General features: G+C 66.0%; 24 protein-coding genes and 1 tRNA gene. 14 read left to right on the top strand and 11 right to left on the bottom strand.

Annotation, left to right across the window (positions count from 1 at the left end):
• The first annotated feature begins 20 nt into the window (after nucleotides 1-20).
• From lolA to cysG, 4 genes are all read left to right on the top strand, one after another.
• Entirely contained in the window at nucleotides 21-647 is a 627-nt protein-coding gene (lolA, locus tag VQ065_RS18820; protein WP_003090414.1) for an outer membrane lipoprotein chaperone LolA, read from the top strand.
• Between the two features lie 9 nt (nucleotides 648-656).
• The gene (locus VQ065_RS18815) at nucleotides 657-1,982 is read left to right on the top strand and encodes a replication-associated recombination protein A (protein ID WP_003090411.1); all 1,326 of its coding nucleotides are present in this window, start codon (nucleotides 657-659) and stop codon (nucleotides 1,980-1,982) included.
• Between the two features lie 121 nt (nucleotides 1,983-2,103).
• The gene (serS, locus tag VQ065_RS18810; protein ID WP_003090402.1) at nucleotides 2,104-3,384 is read left to right on the top strand and encodes a serine--tRNA ligase; all 1,281 of its coding nucleotides are present in this window, start codon (nucleotides 2,104-2,106) and stop codon (nucleotides 3,382-3,384) included.
• 1 nt (nucleotide 3,385) lies between these two features.
• A complete protein-coding gene (gene cysG, locus VQ065_RS18805) occupies nucleotides 3,386-4,783 on the top strand; it encodes a siroheme synthase CysG (RefSeq protein WP_003108773.1) in 1,398 nt (465 codons plus the stop codon).
• A 4-nt stretch (nucleotides 4,784-4,787) separates the two neighbouring features.
• Here the strand turns inward: cysG and VQ065_RS18800 are convergent, their stop codons facing one another.
• From VQ065_RS18800 to VQ065_RS18770, 7 genes are all read right to left on the bottom strand, one after another.
• The gene (locus tag VQ065_RS18800) at nucleotides 4,788-5,762 is read right to left on the bottom strand and encodes a glutathione S-transferase family protein (RefSeq protein ID WP_003090397.1); all 975 of its coding nucleotides are present in this window, start codon (nucleotides 5,760-5,762) and stop codon (nucleotides 4,788-4,790) included.
• An 87-nt stretch (nucleotides 5,763-5,849) separates the two neighbouring features.
• The gene (locus tag VQ065_RS18795) at nucleotides 5,850-6,833 is read right to left on the bottom strand and encodes a glycosyl transferase family protein (protein ID WP_003090395.1); all 984 of its coding nucleotides are present in this window, start codon (nucleotides 6,831-6,833) and stop codon (nucleotides 5,850-5,852) included.
• Complete coding sequence (locus VQ065_RS18790) at nucleotides 6,830-7,165, bottom strand: TusE/DsrC/DsvC family sulfur relay protein (RefSeq protein WP_003090393.1); 336 nt, start codon at nucleotides 7,163-7,165, stop codon at nucleotides 6,830-6,832. The genes VQ065_RS18795 and VQ065_RS18790 overlap by 4 nt, the downstream gene beginning before the upstream one ends.
• Entirely contained in the window at nucleotides 7,162-7,467 is a 306-nt protein-coding gene (gene tusB / locus VQ065_RS18785) for a sulfurtransferase complex subunit TusB (RefSeq protein WP_003090391.1), read from the bottom strand. Before tusB ends, VQ065_RS18790 begins: the two co-directional genes overlap by 4 nt.
• Nucleotides 7,467-7,826 (bottom strand): sulfurtransferase complex subunit TusC, encoded by a 360-nt coding sequence (gene tusC / locus VQ065_RS18780; protein ID WP_003090389.1) that lies wholly within the window; start codon nucleotides 7,824-7,826, stop codon nucleotides 7,467-7,469. The genes tusB and tusC overlap by 1 nt, the downstream gene beginning before the upstream one ends.
• On the bottom strand, nucleotides 7,823-8,218 hold the full coding sequence (gene tusD, locus VQ065_RS18775) for a sulfurtransferase complex subunit TusD (protein ID WP_003090387.1): 396 nt from the start codon (nucleotides 8,216-8,218) through the stop codon (nucleotides 7,823-7,825). Before tusD ends, tusC begins: the two co-directional genes overlap by 4 nt.
• 110 nt (nucleotides 8,219-8,328) lie before the next feature.
• A complete protein-coding gene (locus VQ065_RS18770) occupies nucleotides 8,329-8,997 on the bottom strand; it encodes a Bax inhibitor-1/YccA family protein (protein ID WP_003090386.1) in 669 nt (222 codons plus the stop codon).
• Between the two features lie 129 nt (nucleotides 8,998-9,126).
• On the opposite strand from VQ065_RS18770, the gene VQ065_RS18765 reads away from it, so the two are divergent.
• A tRNA-Ser gene (locus VQ065_RS18765) sits at nucleotides 9,127-9,216 on the top strand.
• Nucleotides 9,217-9,350: 134 nt separating this feature from the next.
• Here the strand turns inward: VQ065_RS18765 and VQ065_RS18760 are convergent.
• Nucleotides 9,351-10,934 carry a rhodanese-related sulfurtransferase gene (locus tag VQ065_RS18760; RefSeq protein WP_003090385.1) on the bottom strand — a complete coding sequence of 528 codons (1,584 nt, stop codon included), beginning with the start codon at nucleotides 10,932-10,934 and terminating at the stop codon, nucleotides 9,351-9,353.
• Complete coding sequence (locus VQ065_RS18755) at nucleotides 10,931-11,536, bottom strand: 3-mercaptopropionate dioxygenase (RefSeq protein ID WP_003090384.1); 606 nt, start codon at nucleotides 11,534-11,536, stop codon at nucleotides 10,931-10,933. Before VQ065_RS18755 ends, VQ065_RS18760 begins: the two co-directional genes overlap by 4 nt.
• Before the next feature lie 112 nt (nucleotides 11,537-11,648).
• On the opposite strand from VQ065_RS18755, the gene VQ065_RS18750 reads away from it, so the two are divergent.
• From VQ065_RS18750 to VQ065_RS18715, 8 genes are all read left to right on the top strand, one after another.
• Complete coding sequence (locus VQ065_RS18750) at nucleotides 11,649-12,545, top strand: LysR family transcriptional regulator (protein WP_003090383.1); 897 nt, start codon at nucleotides 11,649-11,651, stop codon at nucleotides 12,543-12,545.
• Between the two features lie 339 nt (nucleotides 12,546-12,884).
• Complete coding sequence (locus VQ065_RS18745; RefSeq protein ID WP_073660186.1) at nucleotides 12,885-13,952, top strand: LLM class flavin-dependent oxidoreductase; 1,068 nt, start codon at nucleotides 12,885-12,887, stop codon at nucleotides 13,950-13,952.
• Nucleotides 13,953-13,961: 9 nt separating this feature from the next.
• The gene (locus VQ065_RS18740) at nucleotides 13,962-14,906 is read left to right on the top strand and encodes an ABC transporter substrate-binding protein (protein ID WP_003130939.1); all 945 of its coding nucleotides are present in this window, start codon (nucleotides 13,962-13,964) and stop codon (nucleotides 14,904-14,906) included.
• A gap of 9 nt (nucleotides 14,907-14,915) precedes the next feature.
• On the top strand, nucleotides 14,916-15,998 hold the full coding sequence (locus tag VQ065_RS18735) for an LLM class flavin-dependent oxidoreductase (protein ID WP_003090380.1): 1,083 nt from the start codon (nucleotides 14,916-14,918) through the stop codon (nucleotides 15,996-15,998).
• A gap of 4 nt (nucleotides 15,999-16,002) precedes the next feature.
• Nucleotides 16,003-17,154 carry an acyl-CoA dehydrogenase gene (locus VQ065_RS18730; protein ID WP_003090379.1) on the top strand — a complete coding sequence of 384 codons (1,152 nt, stop codon included), beginning with the start codon at nucleotides 16,003-16,005 and terminating at the stop codon, nucleotides 17,152-17,154.
• Between the two features lie 107 nt (nucleotides 17,155-17,261).
• Nucleotides 17,262-18,248 (top strand): aliphatic sulfonate ABC transporter substrate-binding protein, encoded by a 987-nt coding sequence (locus VQ065_RS18725; RefSeq protein ID WP_003113358.1) that lies wholly within the window; start codon nucleotides 17,262-17,264, stop codon nucleotides 18,246-18,248.
• Between the two features lie 11 nt (nucleotides 18,249-18,259).
• The gene (locus VQ065_RS18720; RefSeq protein ID WP_003090373.1) at nucleotides 18,260-19,216 is read left to right on the top strand and encodes an ABC transporter substrate-binding protein; all 957 of its coding nucleotides are present in this window, start codon (nucleotides 18,260-18,262) and stop codon (nucleotides 19,214-19,216) included.
• Nucleotides 19,217-19,351: 135 nt separating this feature from the next.
• The gene (locus VQ065_RS18715; protein WP_003090371.1) at nucleotides 19,352-20,311 is read left to right on the top strand and encodes an aliphatic sulfonate ABC transporter substrate-binding protein; all 960 of its coding nucleotides are present in this window, start codon (nucleotides 19,352-19,354) and stop codon (nucleotides 20,309-20,311) included.
• Between the two features lie 66 nt (nucleotides 20,312-20,377).
• On the opposite strand, the gene qteE is transcribed toward VQ065_RS18715, so the two are convergent.
• Both qteE and VQ065_RS18705 read right to left on the bottom strand, forming a co-directional pair.
• Complete coding sequence (gene qteE, locus VQ065_RS18710; RefSeq protein WP_003090369.1) at nucleotides 20,378-20,950, bottom strand: quorum threshold expression protein QteE; 573 nt, start codon at nucleotides 20,948-20,950, stop codon at nucleotides 20,378-20,380.
• A 209-nt stretch (nucleotides 20,951-21,159) separates the two neighbouring features.
• Nucleotides 21,160-22,263: a polyamine ABC transporter substrate-binding protein gene (locus tag VQ065_RS18705; RefSeq protein ID WP_003090368.1), complete on the bottom strand. Its 1,104-nt coding sequence runs from the start codon at nucleotides 22,261-22,263 to the stop codon at nucleotides 21,160-21,162.
• Between the two features lie 152 nt (nucleotides 22,264-22,415).
• Between VQ065_RS18705 and vqsR the strand changes: the two genes are divergently transcribed.
• Entirely contained in the window at nucleotides 22,416-23,222 is an 807-nt protein-coding gene (vqsR, locus tag VQ065_RS18700; RefSeq protein ID WP_003090361.1) for a transcriptional regulator VqsR, read from the top strand.
• Nucleotides 23,223-23,332 lie beyond the last annotated feature (110 nt).

Raw genomic sequence — 23,332 nt, 5'->3', positions numbered from 1 at the left:
ACAGGTTTTAGAGGATTCCGATGCGACTGATCCGCACGTTGTTCGTTGCCGCCCTGGCCATGGGCGCTTCGCTGGCCCATGCCGACGACAGCGCCGCCGTCCAGCGCCTGACCGGCCTGCTGAACAAGGCCCAGACCCTGACCGCGCGTTTTTCCCAACTGACCCTGGACGGTAGCGGCACGCGCCTGCAGGAAACCGCCGGCCAACTGAGCCTGAAGCGGCCGGGACTGTTCCGCTGGCATACCGATGCGCCGAACGAGCAATTGCTCATTTCCAACGGCGAGAAGGTCTGGCTGTACGACCCGGACCTGGAACAGGTGACCATCCAGAAGCTCGACCAGCGCCTGACCCAGACGCCGGCGCTGCTGCTCTCCGGCGACATCTCGAAGATCAGCGAAAGCTTCGCCATCACCTACAAGGAAGGCGGCAACGTAGTCGATTTCGTACTCAAGCCGAAGACCAAGGACACCCTCTTCGACACCTTGCGCCTGTCGTTCCGCAGCGGCAAGGTGAACGACATGCAGATGATCGATGGCGTCGGCCAGCGCACCAACATCCTGTTCTTCGACGTGAAGATGAACGAGGCGCTGGATGCCAAGCAATTCACCTTCGACGTTCCGCCGGGCGTCGACGTGATCCAGGAGTAAGCGCAAGCCGTGGATCTGTTCCGCAGCGAGCCCATCGCGCAGCCCCTGGCGGCACGGCTGAGGCCCGCAAACCTGGACGAGTACGTGGGGCAGGAACACCTGCTGGCCCGCGGCAAGCCCTTGCGCGAGGCGCTGGAGCAGGGCGCGCTGCACTCGATGATCTTCTGGGGCCCGCCGGGAGTCGGCAAGACCACCCTGGCGCGGCTGCTGGCGCAGGTGTCGGACGCCCATTTCGAGACCATTTCCGCGGTGCTGTCCGGGGTCAAGGAGATCCGCCAGGCGGTCGAGGTGGCCAAGCAGCACGCCGCGCAATACGGGCGCCGGACCATCCTGTTCGTCGACGAGGTGCACCGCTTCAACAAGAGCCAGCAGGATGCCTTCCTGCCCTATGTGGAAGACGGCACGCTGATCTTCATTGGCGCGACCACCGAGAACCCGTCCTTCGAGTTGAACAACGCGCTGCTCTCGCGGGCTCGCGTGTATGTCCTCAAGAGCCTCGACGAAGCCGCCCTGCGCAAGCTGGTGGGCCGCGCGCTGAACGAGGACAAGGGCCTCGGCAAGCGCAAGCTGAGGCTGCCGGAGGAGAGCTTCCAGGTTCTCCTGGCCGCCGCCGACGGCGATGGGCGGCGCCTGCTGAACCTGCTGGAGAACGCTGCCGACCTCGCCGAGGACGGCAGCGAGATCAGCCCCGAGCTGCTGCAGAATCTGCTCGGCGATACCCGCCGACGTTTCGACAAGGGCGGCGAGGCGTTCTACGACCAGATCAGCGCGCTGCACAAGTCGGTGCGCGGCTCCAATCCCGATGCGGCACTCTATTGGTTCGCGCGCATGCTCGACGGCGGCTGCGATCCCCTGTACATCGCCCGGCGGGTGGTGCGCATGGCCAGCGAGGAGGTTGGCAACGCCGATCCTCGCGCCCTCGGCCTGTGCCTGTCGGCCTGGGACGTGCAGGAGCGCCTGGGCAGCCCCGAAGGCGAGCTGGCGGTGGCCCAGGCCATCGTCTACCTGGCCTGTGCGCCGAAGAGCAATGCGGTGTACAGCGCGTTCAACGCGGCGATGCGCGACGTCGCCGAAAGCGGCTCGCGGGAAGTGCCATTGCACTTGCGCAACGCGCCGACCAAATTGATGAAGAGCCTCGGCTATGGCGAGGAATACCGCTACGCCCACGACGAGCCGGATGCCTATGCCGCCGGAGAGGATTATTTCCCCGAGGATCTGGAGCCGCGGCGTTACTATCAACCGGTGCCGAGGGGCCTGGAACTGAAGATCCGCGACAAGCTGGAACACCTGGCCGAGCTGGATCGCACCAGTCCCCGCCAACGCAGAAAATCCTGAGCGGTATGGGCTCGGCGGAGCTAGCCAGGCTTCCGCGACGGCGTCGATGACGTCGCCGGGGCCGGCGAAGCGCCAACCGGGCCAAGAACCGCCGATAACCGACACGAGACGAGAAAAGAGCATGCTCGATCCCAAACTGGTACGCACCCAGCCGCAAGAAGTGGCTGCCCGCCTGGCCACCCGTGGCTTCCAACTGGATGTCGCGCGCATCGAAGCGCTGGAAGAGCAGCGCAAGTCGGTACAGACCCGTACCGAGCAACTGCAGGCCGAGCGCAACGCGCGCTCCAAGGCGATCGGCCAGGCCAAGCAACGTGGCGAGGACATCGCGCCGCTGCTGGCCGATGTCGACCGCATGGGCTCCGAGCTGGAGGAAGGCAAGCGCCAGCTGGACGCCATCCAGGGCGAACTGGATGCCATGCTGCTGGGCATTCCCAACCTGCCGCACGAGTCGGTGCCGGTCGGTGCCGACGAGGACGCCAACGTCGAAGTGCGTCGCTGGGGCACGCCGAAGACCTTCGATTTCGAGGTCAAGGACCATGTCGCCCTCGGTGAACGGCACGGCTGGCTGGATTTCGAGACCGCCGCCAAGCTTTCCGGCGCGCGCTTCGCCCTCATGCGCGGCCCGATCGCCCGCCTGCATCGCGCCCTGGCGCAGTTCATGATCAACCTGCATACCGCCGAGCATGGCTACGAGGAGGCCTACACGCCCTATCTCGTCCAGGCTCCGGCGCTGCAAGGCACCGGCCAGTTGCCGAAGTTCGAGGAGGACCTGTTCAAGATCGGCCGCGACGGCGAAGCCGACCTCTACCTGATCCCGACCGCCGAGGTTTCGCTGACCAACATCGTCTCCGGGCAGATCCTCGATGCCAAGCAGTTGCCGCTGAAGTTCGTCGCCCATACCCCGTGCTTCCGCAGCGAGGCTGGTGCCTCCGGGCGCGATACCCGCGGCATGATCCGCCAGCACCAGTTCGACAAGGTGGAGATGGTGCAGATCGTCGATCCGGCCACCTCCTACGAGGCGCTGGAAGGCCTGACCGCCAACGCCGAGCGCGTCCTGCAACTGCTCGAGCTGCCGTATCGGGTGCTGGCGCTGTGCACCGGCGACATGGGCTTCGGTGCGACCAAGACCTACGACCTGGAAGTCTGGGTTCCCAGCCAGGACAAGTACCGCGAGATTTCCTCCTGCTCCAACTGCGGCGACTTCCAGGCCCGGCGCATGCAGACCCGCTACCGCAATCCGGAAACCGGCAAGCCCGAGCTGGTGCACACCCTCAACGGCTCCGGCCTGGCCGTCGGTCGCACCCTGGTGGCGGTACTGGAGAACTACCAGCAGGCGGACGGCTCGATCCGTGTGCCGGAAGTCCTCAAGCCCTACATGGCTGGCATCGAGGTGATCGGCTGACATGGATTTCCTGCCGCTGTTCCACTCCTTGCAAGGGCGCCTCGCGCTGGTGGTCGGCGGCGGCGAAGTCGCCCTGCGCAAGGCGCGCCTGCTGGCCGACGCCGGCGCGCGCCTGCGCGTGGTCGCGCCGCAGATCCACATCGAACTGCGGCATCTGGTGGAGCAGGGCGGCGGCGAGCTGCTCGAACGCGACTACCAGGACGGCGACCAGCCCGGCTGCGCCCTGATCATCGCCGCCACCGACGACGAACCGCTGAACGCCGAGGTGTCGCGAGCGGCCAATGCGCGCGGGATACCGGTCAACGTGGTGGACGCGCCGGCCCTGTGCAGCGTGATCTTCCCGGCCATCGTCGACCGTTCGCCGCTGGTGGTGGCGGTCTCCAGCGGCGGCGATGCGCCCGTGCTGGCGCGGCTGATCCGGGCCAAGCTGGAAACCTGGATTCCCTCGACCTACGGGCAACTGGCCGGACTCGCCAGCCGCTTCCGCCACCGGGTCAAGGAATTGCTACCCGACCTGCAGCAGCGCCGGGTGTTCTGGGAAAACCTGTTCCAGGGCGAGATCGCCGAGCGTGTCCTGGCCGGCCGTCCGGCGGAAGCCGAGCGTCTCCTGGAAGAGCGCCTGGCCGGCGGCCTCGCGCACATAGCCACGGGCGAGGTATATCTGGTCGGGGCCGGGCCGGGGGATCCGGACCTGCTGACGTTCCGTGCCCTGCGCCTGATGCAGCAGGCCGACGTGGTGCTCTACGATCGCCTGGTGGCGCCGTCGATCCTCGAATTATGCCGCCGCGATGCCGAACGCCTGTACGTCGGCAAGCGCCGCGCCGAACATGCGGTGCCGCAGGATCGGATCAACCGCCTGCTGGTGGAGCTGGCCAGCCAGGGCAAGCGCGTGCTGCGCCTGAAGGGTGGCGACCCGTTCATCTTCGGCCGCGGCGGTGAGGAAATCGACGAACTGGCTGCCCACGGCATACCTTTCCAGGTCGTGCCGGGAATCACCGCGGCCAGCGGCTGCGCGGCCTACGCCGGGATTCCACTGACTCATCGCGATCATGCGCAATCGGTTCGTTTCGTCACCGGTCATCTGAAGGACGGCACCACCGACCTGCCGTGGCAGGACCTGGTAGCGCCTGGCCAGACCCTGGTGTTCTACATGGGCCTGGTGGGATTGCCGGTGATCTGCGAGCAACTGGTCGCCCACGGTCGCTCCGCCCAGACCCCGGCGGCGCTGATCCAGCAGGGGACCACCGCCCAGCAGCGGGTATTCACCGGAACCCTGGAAAACCTGCCGCAACTGGTGGCTGAGCACGAAGTGCATGCGCCGACCCTGGTGATCGTCGGCGAAGTCGTGCAACTGCGCGACAAGCTGGCCTGGTTCGAAGGCGCCCGCGAGGACGCCTGAGCCTTCAGCCTTCTCCCCAGATGCCCTTGCCGGGAAGTCGTTCCCGGCCTGGCGCGCGCGCCAGGTCGAGACGCGGGCCCAGCGGTACTATCCCGGTCGGGTTGATGGTGCGGTGGCTGGCGTAGTAGTGCCCCTTGATATGTTCGAAGTCCACTGTCTCGCCGATGCCCGGACGTTGGTACAGCTCGCGCAACCAGCCGGAAAGATTCGGGTAGTCTTCGATGCGCCGCAGGTTGCACTTGAAGTGTCCGTGGTACACCGCATCGAAGCGCACCAGGGTGGTGAACAGGCGGATATCGGCCTCGGTCAGGTATTCGCCGGCCAGGTAGCGGCGTTCGCCGAGCAAGCCTTCCAGGTAGTCCAGCTCCTCGAACAACTGGACGAAGGCCTCCTCGTAGGCGTCCTGGCGAGTGGCGAAGCCAGCACGGTACACGCCGTTGTTGACCGCAGGATAGATGCGTCCGTTGAGGCGTTCGATCTCCTCGCGCAGCGGCTCCGGGTAGAAGTCCAGCGCGTTGGCGCCGATGGCGTCGAAGGCGCTGTTGAAGATGCGGACGATATCGGCTGATTCGTTGTTGACGATCTTCTGCTCCCGCTTGTCCCACAGCAGCGGCACCGTGACCCGGCCGCTGTAGTGCGGGTCGTCGCGGGTATAGCGCTGGTGCAGAAAGGCCAGGCCGTCGAGGCGATCGCCAGTGGAGCCGTGGGCGGGGTCGAAGGTCCAGCCGTTCTCGCGCATCAGCCAACTGACCACCGAAACATCCACCAGCGACTCCAGCCCCTTCAGCTTGCGCACGATCAGGGTCCGATGGGCCCAGGGGCAGGCCAGCGAGACATAGAGATGGTAGCGCCCGCCCTCGGCGGGGAACGCCGGCTCGCCCAGCCAATGGCGGCGCTGGGCGTTTTCGCGCTGGAAGCGGCCGTCTTTCTGTGTGTCATACCACTGGTCGTGCCAGCGGCCATCGATCAACTGTCCCATGAGCGGGTTCCTCCATACGTCGTTGGAGGAACAGTCTAGTGTCGGGCGATCGATAAATTTATATAAATAAAGGGCTATTCGTATCGATCAGATCGATTCGTTTCGGGTCGCCCAGTAGTGTGCGGCTTCCTTGAAGGCTTCTTCGCGATTCTTGCCAAGGGCCCGTAGCGCCAGGGCCATGCTGGAGAGCACCGCCAGGTGGCCATAGGCGTCGCCTTCGCGGCCGTCCCAGACGGCCCGAAGGAAACCCGGGTCGAGCTGTTCCGGCTTCATGTGCCGGTGCGTCGACAATGCCGGCCATTCCTCGTCCCAGGCTTCGCCCTGGTCGCAACCATACAGGTGGGCGACGACGTCCGGGTTGACTTCGACCTCGCCGCCTTCGCCCTTGATGACGATGGCCCGGTCGCCGAGCAGGCGGCTGGCCTCGCGGTGGGTTTCCTGGTAACCGGGGTGGAAGATGCTCTGCAGGATGCAATCCGCATTCAGGGGGTTGAGCAGGCGAACCAGCGAATGGATCGGCGAGCGCAGGCCGAGGGTATTGCGCAGATCGATCATGCGTTGCAGCACCGGCATCCAGGCACCGAGCGGAATGAACGCCAAGTGGCCGCGCTCCAGGGCCTGCTCTACCTGCAGCCAGTCGTGGCAGAGCGGGATCTCCAGCGCCGCCAGCAACTGTTCGCTGTACAGGCGTCCGGCGGTATGCGCGCCGCCGCCGTGCATGAGGATGCGCACGCCATGGCCGGCCAGGCACTTGGCGGCCAGCAGGTACCAGGGCAGGTGGCGCTTCTTGCCGGCGTAACTCGGCCAGTCGAGGTCGACGCGCAAGGACGGGACTTGCAGGCGCTCGCGCACCGCCTCGGTGAAACCGGCCAGTTCCTCGCTGCTTTCCTCCTTGTGCCGCAGGAGCATGAGGAAGGCGCCCAGCTGGGTGTCCTCGACCCTGCCGTCGAGGATCATGCCGAGGGCCTCGCGGGCTTCCTCCCGGGTCAGGCTGCGCGCTCCGCGCTTGCCTTTGCCGAGGATGCGGACGAACTGGGCGAACGGATGTTCGGCGGGAGTCGAGATAGTCATAGACAGTTGCTCGGTTTCGGCAGGCCGGCCAGCTTCGCGCCAAGCTTGGCCGGGGCGCCCTTGAACAGGTGGTTGAGGTGCAGGCTGTTGCCCTTGTCCGGACCCAGTCGCTGGGCGACGTACTTGATCAGCGGGCGGTTGGCCGGAGACAGCTGGAACTCCGCATAGAACTCGCGGAGCAGTTGGAGAATCTCCCAGTGCTCGGCGGTCAGGGCCAGCTCCTCGCGGGCGGCCAGGGCTTCCGCCACCGGCTCCGACCAATCGTCGAGGGCGGCGAGGTAGCCGTCCTTGTCCAGCCGGATTTCCCGGCCTTCCAGCGTAAGGAGCGTCATAGCCAACTGTTGACCTTGTCGAAGCGGGTGGCGAGTTCGACGAAGCCGGGGTAGTCCACCGCCACCAGGCGAGCGGGGACGTCCTCGATACCGCGCGCCTGGAGGTCTTCCAGCAGGGCGAACAGTTCGATTTCCGCCGGCATCAGTTCCAGGGCCTGGCAGGCGTGGCTGCCGGCCAGCAAGGCGTGCACGGCGTCGCCGCAGAGCAGCAGGCCGTCGCCGGGGTTGAGCAGGTACAGGCAACTGCCCAGGCGGCCGTCATTGAACGGCGAGCGGGACAGTACGTGGAGGGTCGTGGCCATCAGAGGGTAATCACCTGGTCGTAGCGTTGCAGCAGGTCGCGCAGGGCCTGGTCGTCGAGCACCTCGACCGCGAGGGCCAGGCGCTCTTCCGCCAGGCCACGCTCGCGCAGGCTGCGGGCCGAGACGTAGAGGTCGTCCACGCCGAACATCGGCAGGGCCTGCAGGTTGGCCTGCAGGTCCTTCTGCTGCAGGTGCGCAGGATGCTGGCCGGGAGCCAGCTGGAACGCGCCGTCGTCGAGGAACAGCATGCCGACCGGTAGATCGAAGGCGCCGCCGGCCAGGGCTATGTCCAGCGCCTCGCGGGCGCTCGGGCCGGACCAGGGCGACTGGCGGCTGATGATCAGCAGCGACTGGCTCATCGGTCGCCTCCGAAGCAGACCAGGCGGTCCGCGCTTTGCGCCGCCTCGTGCAACTGGCCGAGTCCGGACAGTTCCCATGGTGCGCCAAGGTTGGCGCCGGGACGGCCGTAGCGTTCGGCTTCCTCGGCGTTCAGCACGCCGCGGCGAAGGGCGGCGGCGATGCAGACCACGGCGTCCAGGCCGTTGCGCTCGACCAACTCGCGCCAGGCGGCGGGCAGGTCGAACTCGTCCTGGCCGCTCACGACGTTGGCCGAGGCGCTGTGCACGCCGTCCTGGTAGAAGAACAGGCGGACGATTTCGTGCCCGCCGGCCAGCGCGGCTTCGCTGAAGCGCAGCGCGCGGCGGGCGGCGGGGGAGTGGGGAGGGTCGAATAGGGCGATGGCGAATTTCATGCTGCGATACGCGAAGGATTTCTTCGAATGATAAACCAATGCCTGTGTTTTGCCGGTCCGCAAATGAAAAAGCCCGTCGCGGGGACGGGCTTTTCCGGAGGCGCTTTCTATCAGTCGTCGCCGCCGGCGATGCCGAAGATCTGCAACAGACTGATGAACAGGTTGTAGATCGACACGTACAGGCTGATGGTGGCCATGATGTAGTTGCGTTCGCCGCCGTGGATGATCGCGCTGGTCTGGTAGAGGATCATCGCCGAGGAGAACAGGACGAAGCCGGCGCTGATCGCCAGTTGCAGGCCACTGATCTGGAAGAACAGCGATACCAGCACGGCGCCCAGCAGGACGAAGAAGCCGGCGGTGATGAAGCCGGACAGGAAGCTCATGTCCTTGCGGGTGGTCAGCACATAGGCGGACAGGCCGAAGAACACCAGGGCGGTCATGGCGAACGCCGAAGTGATGACGCTGCCGCCGTTGGGCAGGCCGAGGTACATGTTGAGGATCGGGCCGAGCGTGTAGCCCATGAAGCCGGTCAGGGCGAAAGTGCTGACCAGCCCCCAGGCGCTGTTGCGCAGCTTCACGGTGAGGAAGAACAGGCCGTAGAAGCCGATCAGCACCACGAACACGTTCGGATAGGGCAGGCGCATCTGCTGCGAAACGTAGGCCACCAGGCCGCTGAAGGCCAGGGTGAGTGCCAGCAGGCCGTAGGTATTGCGCAGAACGCCGCTGACTTCACGCTGTTCCGCGACGGCGGAGTTCAGCTGATATTGCTGTTCTTGCATGGTGTGGGTACTCCTTAACGGGAACGGGTCCATGACGTACTGATGGGCATGATAGCAAAGCCTCTGCCAGGGCCAATCGATAGAGTTTGACAGTGTGTTGCTATCCGGTACTATGGCGCCCCGCGATGCGGAGGTGTGGCCGAGTGGTTTAAGGCAACGGTCTTGAAAACCGTCGAAGGGGAGACTCTTCCGTGAGTTCGAATCTCACCGCCTCCGCCATATCCGCGTACTGAAAAGCCCCGCTGAGCGGGGCTTTTGCATTTTCGGGGCGCTGCTCTTCCGCACTTCCGGATCGTTTCCGCAGCCTGCCCGGCGTCGATTCGATGACTCTCCGATTTCGTCGGGTAATGGCTTCAGATCACGAAGAAGCCGTGGGTTCCGTCGCGACCGAGTTGCTCCACCAGGCCGAACTCCCAGTCCAGGTAGCCCTGCATCGCTTCGCGCGGATTGTCGGTACCTTCGTAGGGGCGGCGGTAGCGGTCGATGCGCGGCGACGCCAACAGGCTTTCGCCGTCTTCCGTCGGCAGGCCCGCGGCGACCCAGGCGCTGGTGCCGCCGTCGAGAAGGAACACCGGCTTGCCGCTGAGTGCCTGGACTTCCGCCACGGCGAAGCGCGCCAGCAGGCTGCTGCCGCAGGTGAGTACGTAGCGCTCGGCCGTGCCCAGCCGTTCCAGTGCCTGCTTCAACTGGCTGCGCAATACCCAGGCGGCGCCGGGGATGTGGCGTTTCGCATAGTTGGCGCTGGCGGTGAAGTCGAGCACCCGGGTGCCCGGTTCGCCCAGCCAGGCGGCGAGGGTGGTCGGGTCGATGGTGTCGGCCCGGGGTTGCCCCGGCAGCGGCGCGCTCCAGGCGCCCCTCTCGCTGAAGTCGGCGTCGGAGAGTCCGTCCAGTACCGCGACCTGCCAGCCCATCTGGGCCAGCCAGGAGGCGCTCATGTTGGCGCGTACGCCATCGTCGTCCACCAGTACCAGGCGCGCGCCGCGCACGCTGGCGACATGGTCGGTTTCCTGAACCAGCTGGCCACCGGGCGTGGAGCGGGAGCCAGGCAGGTGACCGGCTTCGTATTCCTCGGGCGTGCGTACGTCGAGCAGGTAGGTGGTGCGGTCGTGCTCGTCCTGCCATTGGGCCAGACCGGCCAGGTCGAGGCGTTCGACGCCGGCGCGGTCGGCGACGGCACGGGCGCGCTGGGCGGCGGCCTTGCGAGTGTCCTGCGAGATCGCACCGAAGCGTCGCGTCTGGCCGTGTTCCAGTTGCTGACCGGCCAGCGTCCAGCCGATGGTGCCGTTGCGTAATGCCGCCACCGGGTTGGGGATGCCGGCGTTGAGCAGCGACTGGGTACCGATGATGCTACGAGTGCGCCCGGCACAGTTGACTATCACCCGGGTGCGCGGGTCCGGCGCCAGTTCGGCGACGCGCAGCACCAGTTCGGCGCCGGGCACGCTGATGCCGCCGGGGATACTCATGGTCTGGTATTCGTCGAAACGACGGGCATCCAGGATCACCGCGTCGGCCCTGGCGTCGAGCAAAGCCTGTACTTCCTCCGCGGCCAGCGATGGCGTGTGGCGCTCGGCCTCCACCAGTTCGCCGAAGGCCTTGCTCGGCACGTTCACATCCCTGAACAGCTCGCCGCCGGCGTTGCGCCAACCGGACAGGCCGCCATCGAGCAAGGCCACGTCGCTGTAGCCGAGGTCGAGGAGGCGTTGCGCGGCGACCGGCGCCAGGCCTTCGCCGTCGTCGTAGACGGTAATCGGCGTGTCGCGGCGCGGCACCCGGGCATGGATCTCCAGTTCCAGCCTGGACAGCGGCAGGTTGGCGGCGAACAGGGGATGGGCCTGGGCGAACGGGTCCTCCTCGCGCACGTCGAGCAGCGCCAGCTCCCGGCGGGCGAGGAGAGCGGCGCGGATATCGTGGAAGGTGCGTACGGCGATCTGGCTCATGCGGGGTTCTCTTTCGACAGGTCCCAGATATTGGGCAAGCGGCTGTTGGAATAGCCGGAAATGAAGGGTTTTTCCTCACCTTCGGCGCTGAACACGGCACGCCGTACCGCACCGATATTGGCGCCGTAGACGTGGATACTGATGGATGTGCGGTCGCTGAAGGCGTTGCTCACCTGGTGCACGTCGCCAATGCGTGGCGACAGCGCTTCGACCTCGCCGGGCTCCAGGCGTCGACGGGCTCCGCTGGGATGCGGACGCCCCCCCGCATCGAAGGCGTACGGCTGCGAGTATTCGGCCCCGCGGAGCATGCCGATCAGGCCCCAGACCCGATGATCGTGTACCGGTGTGATCTGGCCCGGCCCCCAGACGAAGCTGACCACCGAGAAGCGCTGCCGTGAGTCGACATGCAGCAGGTACTGTTGGTAGCGCTGTGGATCGGGGCGGGCGCAGTCTTCCGGCAGCCAGTCGTCCTGGCGCACCAGCTCGGCCAGCAGGGGGGGGGCTTGGGTGAGCAGGGTGGATTCGTCGGGACGGCTGTCGAGCAGTGTCGCCAGCTCGCCGATGAACTGGCGCAGGCGGTCGAGGCGCAGGATGGATGACATGCGGGGATTCACTCCGGGAAGTTCTGGCGGTACGGTAGCAAACGCTTTTTTATTCCTGAAATGCATTTTGAATATAAGCTAATATGCGAGAAATGCAATTGGTGCCGGCCCCATGAAAATCGATGACATCGACGCCTTCGTCGCGGTGATCCGCAACGCTTCCCTGAGCCAGGCCGCCGAGAGCCTGGGCCTGACCCAGTCTGCGATCACCCGGCGGGTACAGAGCCTGGAGGAGTCCCTCGGAGTGGCATTGCTGGACCGCAATACCAAGCCGCTCAAACCCACCGCCAGCGGACTGCGGGTCTACGAACAGTGCCGGCGGGTGCTGCGCGAGGTGGATGGCCTGCGCGAACTGGTGGCCGGCGACGCCACACCAAGTGGCGTGCTGCGCCTGGGCGTGCCGCAGAGTATCGGCGAGGTGGTGTTGCTGGATGCCCTTCGGCGGCTGGCCGACGAGTACCCGGAGCTGCGCGCGCAGGTCGGCACTGGCTGGGGCAGCCATTTGCTGGCGCGCCTGGAGAATGCCGAACTGGACGCGGCAGTGGTGTTGTTTCCGCCAAGCAAGGTGTTCCCCGAAGAACTCGGCGCCACGCCCCTAGGGCGCATGGAACTCTGCGTGGTGGTCGCCCGCGACAGTGCCATCCAGGCGCGACGCCTGCTCGATTGCTACCACCATGGCTGGGTGCTCAACCCCGATGGCTGCGGCTTCCGTGCCGGCCTGCAACGGGCCCTGGCCGATCAGGGCCTGGGCCTGCAACTGAACCTCGAGACTTTCGGCAGCGAGCTGCAACTGGGCCTGGTCGCCGCGGGCCGGGGTCTCGGCCTGGTGCCGGCGCCGGCCCTGGCGCGTAGCCGCTACCGCGATCAGTTGCAGGTGCTGCAATTGGAGGATTTCCAGCCGCTGATCCAGCTCTGGCTGGTGCGTCCGCGCCTGCTGGGCAATCTGGAGACGCCGGCACGGCTGTTCGGCAGGGCGGTGGCCGAGGGGTTGGATATGCAAGCCGGTTGAGTAGCGGCGCCGGGAGATCCCCGGGAGACGGGAGCGTGAATGAGAAGGGGCTGCAGTCGGGATCAACATTCCCCTGCGAGCCCCTTTTCGCTTCAGAGGGAAGAGGGAGCGAGGGCGGCTACGCATAGTGTCCGCCTTGGGAAACGCAAAGACGGAAAAGCTAAATATGCGTGTTTAGCATATTAAGATATGACAAAAATGAATTTCCATCATGTAGTTTCAGCCTGTAGCTTCTAAGAAAAGCACCCATGCAGATGTTTTTCTTATAACGACAGCCGCCAACCTTATCAGTCGAGCGGCCCAGGCGAGGGCAACAGCGTGAGCGTGGAAATTCTCGGCATGATCACCGCCACACCGAGTTCCGAGGTGGACCAGCCGTTGGGGGAGGCTGTGGACGCCGGTTTCGTCCGGCGTTTCGCCCAGGCCCATGAGGACGCCGGCTTCGACCGGGTGCTGGTGGGGTATTTCAGCAATGCCGCCGAGGGCACGGTGGTCAGTTCCTTCGTCGCCGCTGCCACCCGGCGCCTTGGCGTTCTCCTGGCCTATCGCCCGGGGGTGATCGCAGCGCCGCTGGCGGCACGCCAACTGGCCACCCTGGATCAGTTCAGCGAGGGCCGCCTGGCCCTGAACGTAGTCAGTGGTGGTAACGACGAGGACCTCGCGCGCGATGGCGACTACCTCGACCATGACCGCCGCTACGCCCGTACCGATGAATACCTGCAAGCCCTGCGTGCTATCTGGACCGCCACGGGACCGGTGGATTTCGACGGCGAGTTCTACCGCTTCCAGGGCGCCTCGCCAGCGGTGCGCCCGCGCCAGTCGCCGCACATACCGATCTATTTCAGTGGCTCCTCCGACGCAGCCATCGAGGTCGCCGCCAGGCACGCCGACACCTACATGCTCTGGGGCGAGCCGCTGGCCGCGGTCGACGGGCATATCCGCCGAGTGCGCGCCGCCGCCAAGGCCCAGGGACGCGATCCGCGCTTCTCGGTGTCATTCCGGCCGATCGTCGCGGATACCGAGGAGGCCGCCTGGAAGCGTGCCGCCGAGGTGCTCGAACAGGTCCGCGAGAACCGTGCGCGCCTCGGTCTGCCGCTGCGCGACCACCAGCCGCAGAACGTCGGTTCGCAGCGCCTGCTGGCCGCCGCCGAGCAGGGCGAGGTGCTCGACAGCCGTTTGTGGACCGGCGTGGCCCGGCTGACCGGGGCGCGCTGGAACTCCACCGCCCTGGTAGGCACCCCCGAGCAGGTTGCCGCTGCGCTTGGCGAGTACTACCGGCTGGGCGTCTCGACCTTCCTGATTCGAGGCTTCGATCCGCTCGGCGACGCCGTGCGCTACGGCCAGGGCCTGATTCCCGCCATACATGACCATATCGCCCGCCTGCCGCTGTTGCGGCACGCCGGTTGAGGAGCTCCGATGAAACTCAAGCAATACCTGCTAACCAGCTTCGCCACGCTTCTGCTCGGTGCCTCCCTGGCCCAGGCCGCAGACCTGCCGACGTTGCGTGTGGGCGACCAGAACTACTACAACGTGCGGGCTTCAATGGAGGCCTCGGGAGTTCTCGAAGGCGCGCCTTACCAGGTCGAATGGAAGCATTTCCAGTCCGCCGCGCCGGTGGCCGAAGGGTTGCAGGCCGGAGCGCTGGACCTGGGTTTCCTCGGCGACTCGGGCTTCATCTTCCTCGCCGCCAAGGGTGCGCCGGTGAAGCTGGTCGGCGTCTCGCGGCAGAACCTCGATACCATAGCCCTGCTGGTGCCGAAGGATTCTCCGGTGCGCAGCATTGCCGATCTCAAGGGCAGGAAAGTCGCCTACTGGCCCGGTGCCTGGAGCCAGCAACTGACCTTGCGCGCGCTGGAGAAAGCCGGCTTGCCGAAGGACTACGTGGAGTTCGTCAAGCTGATGCCGATCGACGCCGCCGCCGCCTTGCCGCGCGGCAGCATCGATGCCTTTCCGGTGTGGGAGCCGTATATCTCGCAGCAGATCGTGGTTTCCGGCGCACGGCCGATTCTCACCGCCCGCGACCTGATGCCGGGGCTGTCCAGCATCGCCGCCAACGCTGCTTCCATCGAGCCCAGGCGCGCGCAGATCGCCGACTTCCTCGGCCGCCTGCGCAAGGCACGGGCCTGGGTCGAGGCACACAAGGAGCAGTACGCCGACCTCTGGGCGCAGAAGGCCAATCTCGACCGGGCAGTCTCCCGCCATTGGATCGGCCAGGCCGGCATGAGCGTCGGCCCGGTAGACGCCCAGGCCGCCACCGACTACCAGGAGACCGCGGATTTCCTGCTGCAGACCGGTGCCTTGCCCAAGCCGTTCGACACTTCCACGGTGATCGACACGTCCTTCAACGAAGCCTTCCACTGAGTACGGACCATGAGCATCCAGTTTCTCGGCATGATCGGCCATCGCCTGGCCTCGGAGACCCTCGCGCCGGTCGGACCTATCCTCGACAAGCCTTACATCGCCGCTTTCGCACGCGCCCACGAAGAGGCCGGCTTCGATCGAATCCTGGTCGGCTACTGGTCGGACCAGCCGGATGGATTCCTGGTGGCCGCCGCCGCTGGCCTGGCCACTTCCCGGATCGGTCTGCTGCTGGCGCACCGCCCCGGTTTCGTCGCCCCGACCCTGGCCGCGCGCAAGCTGGCGACCCTCGAACACATCCTCGACGGGCGCCTGGCGGTGCATATCATCAGCGGCGGCAGCGACGCCGACCAGCGCAAGGACGGCGATTATCTCGACCACGACCAGCGCTATGCCCGCAGCGACGAATTCATCGAACTGCTCAAGCGCACCTGGACCAGCACCGAACCCTTCGATTTCCACGGCGCGTACTACCGCGTGGAGCACGCCTTCTCGGCCATCCGTCCACAGCAGAAACCGCACATTCCGGTGTATTTCGGCGGCTCCTCGGAAGCCGCGCTGAAGGTCGCCGGCAAGCAGGCCGATGTGTTCATGCTCTGGGGCGAACCCCTGGCACAGGCCGCCGAAACCATCTCCGCTGTGCGCGAACAGGCGCGCTCGAATGGTCGCGAAGTGGAATTCAGCCTGTCGTTCCGGCCCATCCTCGGGCGCACGGAGGACGAGGCCTGGGCCAAGGCCGAGGCGATACGCGCAAGCGCCGGCGCGCGCCTGGGCGAGGCCGGCTTCCCCAAGGGCAAGCCGCAGAGCGTCGGCGCCCAGCGTCTGCTCAAGGCGGTGGAGCAGGGCGAGCGCCTCGACGAGCGCCTTTGGACCGGAATCGCCAGGCTGGTCGGTGGCGGGCACAACTCCACCGCCCTGGTCGGTACCGCGGAACAGGTGGCCGACGCGCTGCTCGCCTACTACGACCTGGGCGTGCGCAATATCCTCATTCGCGGTTTCGATCCCCTCGCCGATGCCGTGGAATATGGCCGCGAGCTGATCCCGCTGACCCGCGCCAAAGTCGCCGAGCGCGAGCGCCGGCGCGCCACGGCCTGATCCCATGGCCGTCCTGCAGACTCCCTCGGCGGCGTTCGACGAATGGCTGCCGGAACTGACCCGGCAACTGGCGGAAAGCGCCGATGCCCATGACCGCAGCGGAGATTTTCCCCATGCCAACCTGGCCCTGCTGCGACACCACGGACTGCTCGCCCTGGCCTTGCCGCCTGCGCTCGGCGGTCCCGGCGCCAGCCTCGGCGAGCTGCGCCGGGTAATCGGCGCGGTGGCTCGTGGCGAACCCTCCACGGCCCTGGTGCTGTGCATGCAGTACCTGCATTTGCGGCGCCTGGCCGATAACCCCGATTGGCCCGGCGCGCTCAAGCGGCGCGTGGCGCGCGAGGTGCTGGAGCAGGGGGCGTTGATCAATAGCCTGCGCGTGGAGCCCGAGCTGGGTTCGCCGTCACGCGGCGGTCTGCCGGGTACGCTGGCGCGGCGTGTCGGCGACGGCTGGCAGCTGTCCGGGCACAAGCTCTACACCACCGGCATTCCCGGCCTGACCTGGCTGGCGGTATGGGCGCGCAGCGACGAGCCGATCCCCCGCGTGGGTACCTGGCTGGTGCGCCGCGACAGCCCAGGCATCCGTATCGTGGAGAGCTGGGACCATCTGGGCATGCGCGCCAGCGGCAGCCACGAGGTGCTCTTCGAAGAGGTGGCGGTGCCTCTGGAAAACGCCATCGGCCTGCATCCCCACGACCAGCCTCCGGCGCCGGACCAGGCCGTGCTGCGCGACTTCGCCCAGGCTAGCGCGGTATTGCTTGGCGCGCTCTACGACGGTATCGCCGGGAGCGCCCGCGAGTGGCTCGTCGGCTGGCTGCGCGAGCGCGTGCCGGCCAGTCTCGGCGCGCCGTTGGCGAGCCTGCCGAGGATGCAGGAGGCGCTCGGCGGGATCGACGGCCTGCTCCTGCAGAACCGCCTGCTGCTCGATGCCGCGTGCTGCGGACAGTTGCCCGCCAGCGACTCCGGGCTGCTCAAGGTCGCGGTCATCGACAACGCGTTGGCGGTGGTCGAGAAGGCCCTGGAACTGAGCGGCAACCACGGCCTCAGCCGGCACAATCCGCTACAGCGGCACTACCGCGACGTGCTTTGCGGACGGGTCCACACGCCACAGAAAGATAGCGTCTGGAGCGCGGCGGGGAGGGCGGCGCTGAGTCTTTGAAACGTACCTCCCACGATTCTCGACCCTGGCCTTGTCGGCGACCGCACCGGCGGAACGGATAGCCCAGGATAGCCCCGGCTCCGTGCGGAGCTGCCTGGAGATTGCCCATGAAACGACCCCTGTGTGTGCTTGCCGGCCTGCTGGCCGCGACCCTGCTGGCTGGAGCCGCCAGCGCCGCCGACCTCATCAGCCTGCGCCTGGGCGATGTGAAGGGCGACCGCTACGCCGCCCTGCGCGCGTCCGGCGAGCTCGACGACCTGCCGTACAAGCTGGAAATGTCGGCGTTCCCCTCCGGTGCACCGGTGCTCGAGGCGCTCAACGCCGGGGCCCTGGACATAGGCTTTACCGGCGACATCCCGTTCCTCTTCGTCTACGCTGCCGGCGCGCCGCTCAAGGCGGTGGGCGCCTGGCACTTCAACCCGGCGACCGTGGCGCTGGTGGTCGGCAAGGACTCGCCGATCCGTTCGGTGGCCGGCCTCAAGGGCAAGCGCATTGCCGTCAATCGCGGCGGCTGGGGGCATTTCCTCGCCCTTGGCGCGTTGCGTCGCGCCGGCCTCGGACCGCAGGACGTAAGCTTTTCCTTCCTTGGTCCGGTGGACGGCCGCGCCGCCCTGGTGCGTGGCTCGGTAGACGCCTGGGTGCCCTGGGAGCCCTATACCTCCAGCGCCGTGCTGCTCGATCAGGCGCGGGTCATCGACAACGGTGCCGGGATCATGACCGGCTACTCCTATGCCCTGGCCAGCGACGCTGCGATCGCCCGCAAGAAGGCCGCGATCAGCGACCTGCTGACCCGCCTGGCGCGTGCCCAGGCCTGGGCCCTGAGGCACCCGGAGGCGTTCGCCGAGGCCCTGGCCAAGGATCTGAACATGCCGCGCGAAGTCACTCGGCGCTGGGTTGGCGAGGCGCGCATCAGTCCTGTGGTCTTCGGTCCGGAGGTTGCCGCCACCCTGCAGACCGCCGCCGATTTCTTCCATGCCGAAGGCGTGCTGCCGAAGTCGCTGGAGGTCGCCCCGGCGTTCGACTTCAGCCTGTCCGCCGGTGCCGCCGAAGTGGCCCGCCAGTTGCCCGCCGACCTCCGCGTCGGCCAGCGTTGAGGAGTTACGGAATGCGTCAGACCCTGAGCCTGTTCCTGCTTCTCTGCCTGCTCGTCGGCCAGGCCTGTGCCGACGAGCGCGTGACCCTGCGCCTGGCCGACCAGAAGGGCAACATGCGCGCCCAGTTGGAGGCTGCCGGCGCGCTGGACAACCTGACCTACGACATCCGCTGGTTCGAATTCCCCGCCGCCGCCCCCCTCGCCGAAGCACTCAATGCCGGTGCGGTGGATGCCGGCATCATCGGCGACGCGCCATTGCTCTTCGCCCTGGCCGCCGGTGCCCGGCTGAAGGCCATCGCCGTCGACAAATCCGATCCCTACGGTACCGCCGTGCTGGTGAGAGGGGATTCGCCGTTGCGCTCGGCCAACGACCTGAAAGGCCAGCGCATTGCCACCGGGCGCGGTTCCATCGGCCACTTCGTCGCGCTCAAGGCCTTGGCCTCGGTCGGGCTGGGCGAGAAGGACGTCGAATTCCGCTTCCTCGGCCCGGTGGACGCGAAAATGGCCCTCGCCAATGGTTCCGTGGATGCCTGGGCGACCTGGGAGCCCTACACCGCGTTCGCGGAGACCGCCGACAAGGCTCGGGTACTGGTCGACGGTCGCGGCCTGTGGGCTGGCAACAGCTTCCTCGCTGCTACCGATAGCGCACTGGCCGACCCGGCGAAACGCGCCGTGCTGCAGGACTACCTGCAACGCCTGGCCAGCGCCCAGCGCTGGGCGTACCTGCACCTGGACGAGTATTCGCGAAGCCTGGCGCAGATCATCGGCTTCCCCGAGGACGCCGCGCGCTTGCAGTTCGAACGCCGGCGCTTGCGTTGGCAGGCGCTGGATGAGCGAACGCTCGGCCAGCAGCAGGAGACCGCCGATTTCTACCAGGCCCATGGATTGATTCCGCAGCGCCTCGATGTGCGGCCGACCTTCGCCAGCGGCTTTGCGGTCAGGCAGGCGTCGGATGCGGATATCCGGTAGGCGCTGCCCGGGCATTAATTGATAACTATAAGTTATTTATAGATTGTTTTTTATTCCAATAATCTATCCGTTCCGTCGCCGGCAGCTGGAACTCCCGTCCCTGCGGGCGCTCGCACCTATCCCAGGAGTCATCGCATGTCTCGTCCGTTCCTGCGTCGCTTGGCCATCGTGTTTGCCGCTTCCGCCGTCCTGTCGGGCATTGGTGGCGCACATGCCGAGGAGGTCCTGCGCATCGGCTTCCAGAAATCCTCGACTCTGCTGACCCTGATCCGCAGCCAGGGCACCTTCGAGCGCGAGTTGGCCAGGCAGGGCATCCGGGTGTCCTGGCATGAGTTCCCCAGCGGCCTGCCGTTGCTCGAATCGCTCAATGTCGGCAACGTCGATCTCTCCGCCGACGTCGCCGACACCGTGCCGGTGTTCGCCCAGGCGGCGGGTGCTCGCCTGACCTACTTCGCCCGCGAAACACCTTCGCCCGCGGCGCAGGCGATACTGGTCGGCGAACATTCGCCGCTGAAGTCCCTGGCCGAGCTGAAGGGCAAGCGCATCGCCGTGACCAAGGCCGCCGGCAGCCACTACCTGCTCATCGCCGCGCTGGCCAGCGCCGGGCTTGAGTTCTCCGACATCCAGCCAGCCTACCTGACGCCAGCCGACGGCCGCGCCGCCTTCGAGAACGGCAAGGTCGACGCCTGGGTGACCTGGGACCCCTACGTGGCAAGCGCCCAGCGCCAGCAACGCGCGCGGGTACTGGCCGACGGCCAGGGCCTGGCCAGCTACCAGCGCTACTACCTCGCCTCCAGCGACTACGCCAGGAAACATCCTGAAGTGCTCCAGCAGGTCTTCGCCGAACTGCAGCGCACCGGGCGCTGGCTCAAGAGCCACCCGGCCGACGCGGCCAAGGTGCTGGGGCCGCTGTGGGGCAATCTCGATGCCGCTACCGTCGAGCAGGCGAATGCGCGGCGCAGCTACGACGTACAACCGGTGAGCGCAGATGGTCTCGACGAGCAACAGCGCATCGCCGACGCCTTCCACGCCCAGGGACTGCTACCCAAACCGGTGGATACGCGCGCCGTGGAGGTATGGCAGCCGCGGCACTGAGCGACGCAGCTGCCCTGTGATGCGCGGCACCGGCGGCCAGCGTAGCTTGCCGCTGGCGCGCGTCCTTCAGGCCAGCCCATAGCTGATCTGCTCGGCCTTGACGTGGAACGCCTGCTCACGGCTCGGAAGATGCTGGTTGGCATCGGCGTTGCCCTGGCGCAGGCGTTCGGACCTCAGCGTTGGCAGGCGGAACACATCCTGCCGCTCGGTCTGCAACGCATTGCCGCGCATCAGTTCCATCAACGGAACCTGCATGGCCGGGGTGCTCTGGCCGAGGAAGTAGTTGGGCACCTCGTCGCACCACAACAGCATGTAGTCGCTCACCGCATCGTGCTCGGCGTCGAGCACCACGTACTCGACGCGATGGCGCAGGACCACTTCGGCGTCGATGCTCCAGCGGGTGTCCACGGTGAACAGCGGAACGTGCTTTTCCACGTCCACCAGCAGGCCATTCACCGCCTTGCAGCCGGACTTGCGGCAGGCCACGTGGTAGCGCTTGTCGGGGAGGGGGTGACGCGCCACCACGTCGCGCCCGCCAAGCAGGTGCAGGTCGAACTCCTTGATGCGGATGTCGATCAGCTCGCACGGCAGGTCGAACCCCGCAGGCGTCAGCAGCCTGGGGCAGAAATGGATAAGCATGGTTTTCTCCATCAGGCATGCCCGGGGCTTTCCCGCCCAGGGGGAGAGGTATCTCTATCGATCGGTCGCGGGTCAGACGGCAAGCCGCGTCCTGACGGACGAGGCAGAGCCTCGCCCGGTGAAGGGCGCGAACGCCGGTCCTGGCGGACCTCGCTGGATTTTTCTGGCTCCGGGCGCTCCCGTGCTTCCAGGGGCGTCTCGGACGGGTTTCAGCTCCCGGTCTTGACTCGGCTCCAGACCCGGGTACGGATTCTCTCGACCTTCAGTGGCAGGGTTTCCAGCGGGAAGAGGGTCGCCATGGTTTCCTTGCTCAGGTAAACCGCCGGGTTTTCCCGCAGCTTCCGCTCCACCAGCGGCAGCGCCGCCTGGTTGCCATTCGGATAGCCCACATAGTTGGAGGTCCTGGCGATGACCTCCGGACGCAGCAGGTAGTCGATCAGCGCATAACCCTGCTGCGGATGCGGTGCATCCTTGAGCAGCACCATGTTCTCGGCCCAGACCAGCGAGCCTTCCCGGGGAATGCTGTAGGCGATATGGCGACCGTTCCCGGCCTGTTCGTTGTTGACCTGGGCCATGTAGGCCGTGCCCTGCCAGCCGACCACCACGCAGACGTTGCCGTTGGAGAGGTCGGTGTCGACTCTGGAGGAGTCGAAATAGCGAATGTAGGGGCGAACCTTCAGCAACAGTTCCTGGGCTTTCTGGTAATCCTCGGGATTCTGGCTGTTGTGCGGCAGGCCCAGGTAGTTGAGGGCGATGGAAACCAGCTCGGTGGAGGAGTCCAGCGTGGCCACGCCGCACTGGCTGAGGCGGGAGATATTCTCCTCCTTGAAGACCAGGTCCCAGGAGTCGACCGGCGCGTCGGGGCCGAGCAGCTTGCGGACCTTGTCCACGTCGTAGGCGATCCCGGTGGTTCCCCAGAGATAAGGTACGGCATAGCGATTGCCGGGATCGTTGGCCTGGAGCTTCCCGAGGATGTCCGCGTCGAGGTTCTTCCAGTGGGGGAGCCGATCGCGGTCGAGTTCCTGGAGGACGCCTGCCTTGATCAGTCCGGGCAGGATGTTGGAGGTGATCACCACCACGTCGTAGCCGGAGCGGCCGACCATCAGTTTGCCCTGCGCGGTCTCGGCGCTGTCGAAGGTGTCGAGGACGACACGGGTGCCGGTTTCCTTCTGGAAAGCCTTGGGCGTTTCCGGGGCGATGAAGTCATACCAGTTGTAAAGATGGACGCTGGTTTGCGCAGCCCATGCACTGTCCGCCGCTGTCGCACCGATCGTCGTCAGGATCGATAACGCCAGTGCACAAACTTTTTTCATTGGATTTCCTTTCCGAAACGAAACAAGTTGGATTTTGCACCTACCAGAACTGGTAGTTCTGACCTGTGGCTATCTTCGAAGGCATCGATATTATGCACATTGGAACTCTTCATGACATAACGCCGAGTGACTAATCCCAGAGGAGTAGTTGTGTGGATATCGCATTGCACGGCGGCGCCTGGCACGAGTCACTGGGAAAGTTGCTCGAAGCGCTGGACCGGCCGTTCTTCTGGCGGATCCTGGCGCAGACCCTCGGCCAGTTCGCCCCCGTCCACAACTGGGCGGCCCTGATATTCAGCGACTCCAGCCCCTTGATTCTTTCCTTCATGGAAGAGGAGATAGAAGAAATCGAGCCGGACCCGCTGATCAGTCGATATATAACCGGACTCTATCTGCAAGATCCTTTCTACCAGGTATCCAGAAACTGTCGGCGCGGCGGGCTTTTTCATCTTGCGGATATCGTCTCCGAAGATTTCGAAACGACCGAGTATTACAATGCGTACTTTGCGCATTATGTGGTGACGGACGAAGTTCAATATAACGTCCCGCTGGATGGTGAAAGAACCCTATGCCTGTCGTTGGGCAGCGAGAGCCGCTTCGGTGCCGAGCAGATCGCGCTGTTCGAGCTGCTTCGCCCGTGGGTCATCGCGCTGATGAAAAAACGCATCCACTTCGAGGATGCGGTCAGGGAGGAGGCGAAACCGATCGCAGCGGCGGAGGTGGAAGTCCAGCCCTGGAGAGGGTTGATATCGCCGCTGACCGCGCGGGAGTCGGATGTCATCCGGCTGATGCTGGATGGATACTCGAACAAGGAAATAGCGGATCGGCTGACGCTGTCGATCGCCACCATCAAGGTGCATCGCCGGCACATCTACGCGAAGCTGAACGTGAAGTCCCACTCCGAGATATTCGCGCTGTTGATCAACCCGCCCGCGCCGCGGCTCGCCGACGCACGCTAGTGCGCCGCCTGCGGAGGAACCCGGGCGCATAAGGTTATGCGAAATTCATATTGCCCGACGCTGAAAAAGCCGGCGTCGGATTGCACTCATGGGCGAATTCCATCCAGGAC

Origin of the sequence: Pseudomonas sp. KBN10P06128, from assembly GCF_037574945.1 — a bacterium.
Taxonomy (GTDB): domain Bacteria; phylum Pseudomonadota; class Gammaproteobacteria; order Pseudomonadales; family Pseudomonadaceae; genus Pseudomonas; species Pseudomonas aeruginosa.
Note: the sequence above shows the minus strand (reverse complement) of the source record. Positions and strands in the feature narration are given on the sequence as shown.

Excerpts from the sequence above, each read along its gene's own strand:
- lolA (WP_003090414.1), top strand. The coding sequence starts at position 21 with ATGCGACTGATCCGCACGTTGTTCGTTGCCGCCCTGGCCATGGGCGCT.
- serS (WP_003090402.1), top strand. The coding sequence starts at position 2,104 with ATGCTCGATCCCAAACTGGTACGCACCCAGCCGCAAGAAGTGGCTGCC.
- cysG (WP_003108773.1), top strand. The coding sequence starts at position 3,386 with ATGGATTTCCTGCCGCTGTTCCACTCCTTGCAAGGGCGCCTCGCGCTG.
- VQ065_RS18800 (WP_003090397.1), bottom strand. The coding sequence starts at position 5,762 with ATGGGACAGTTGATCGATGGCCGCTGGCACGACCAGTGGTATGACACA.
- VQ065_RS18795 (WP_003090395.1), bottom strand. The coding sequence starts at position 6,833 with ATGACTATCTCGACTCCCGCCGAACATCCGTTCGCCCAGTTCGTCCGC.
- VQ065_RS18790 (WP_003090393.1), bottom strand. The coding sequence starts at position 7,165 with ATGACGCTCCTTACGCTGGAAGGCCGGGAAATCCGGCTGGACAAGGAC.
- tusB (WP_003090391.1), bottom strand. The coding sequence starts at position 7,467 with ATGGCCACGACCCTCCACGTACTGTCCCGCTCGCCGTTCAATGACGGC.
- tusC (WP_003090389.1), bottom strand. The coding sequence starts at position 7,826 with ATGAGCCAGTCGCTGCTGATCATCAGCCGCCAGTCGCCCTGGTCCGGC.
- tusD (WP_003090387.1), bottom strand. The coding sequence starts at position 8,218 with ATGAAATTCGCCATCGCCCTATTCGACCCTCCCCACTCCCCCGCCGCC.
- VQ065_RS18770 (WP_003090386.1), bottom strand. The coding sequence starts at position 8,997 with ATGCAAGAACAGCAATATCAGCTGAACTCCGCCGTCGCGGAACAGCGT.
- VQ065_RS18760 (WP_003090385.1), bottom strand. The coding sequence starts at position 10,934 with ATGAGCCAGATCGCCGTACGCACCTTCCACGATATCCGCGCCGCTCTC.
- VQ065_RS18755 (WP_003090384.1), bottom strand. The coding sequence starts at position 11,536 with ATGTCATCCATCCTGCGCCTCGACCGCCTGCGCCAGTTCATCGGCGAG.
- VQ065_RS18750 (WP_003090383.1), top strand. The coding sequence starts at position 11,649 with ATGAAAATCGATGACATCGACGCCTTCGTCGCGGTGATCCGCAACGCT.
- VQ065_RS18745 (WP_073660186.1), top strand. The coding sequence starts at position 12,885 with ATGATCACCGCCACACCGAGTTCCGAGGTGGACCAGCCGTTGGGGGAG.
- VQ065_RS18740 (WP_003130939.1), top strand. The coding sequence starts at position 13,962 with ATGAAACTCAAGCAATACCTGCTAACCAGCTTCGCCACGCTTCTGCTC.
- VQ065_RS18735 (WP_003090380.1), top strand. The coding sequence starts at position 14,916 with ATGAGCATCCAGTTTCTCGGCATGATCGGCCATCGCCTGGCCTCGGAG.
- VQ065_RS18730 (WP_003090379.1), top strand. The coding sequence starts at position 16,003 with ATGGCCGTCCTGCAGACTCCCTCGGCGGCGTTCGACGAATGGCTGCCG.
- VQ065_RS18725 (WP_003113358.1), top strand. The coding sequence starts at position 17,262 with ATGAAACGACCCCTGTGTGTGCTTGCCGGCCTGCTGGCCGCGACCCTG.
- VQ065_RS18720 (WP_003090373.1), top strand. The coding sequence starts at position 18,260 with ATGCGTCAGACCCTGAGCCTGTTCCTGCTTCTCTGCCTGCTCGTCGGC.
- VQ065_RS18715 (WP_003090371.1), top strand. The coding sequence starts at position 19,352 with ATGTCTCGTCCGTTCCTGCGTCGCTTGGCCATCGTGTTTGCCGCTTCC.
- qteE (WP_003090369.1), bottom strand. The coding sequence starts at position 20,950 with ATGCTTATCCATTTCTGCCCCAGGCTGCTGACGCCTGCGGGGTTCGAC.
- VQ065_RS18705 (WP_003090368.1), bottom strand. The coding sequence starts at position 22,263 with ATGAAAAAAGTTTGTGCACTGGCGTTATCGATCCTGACGACGATCGGT.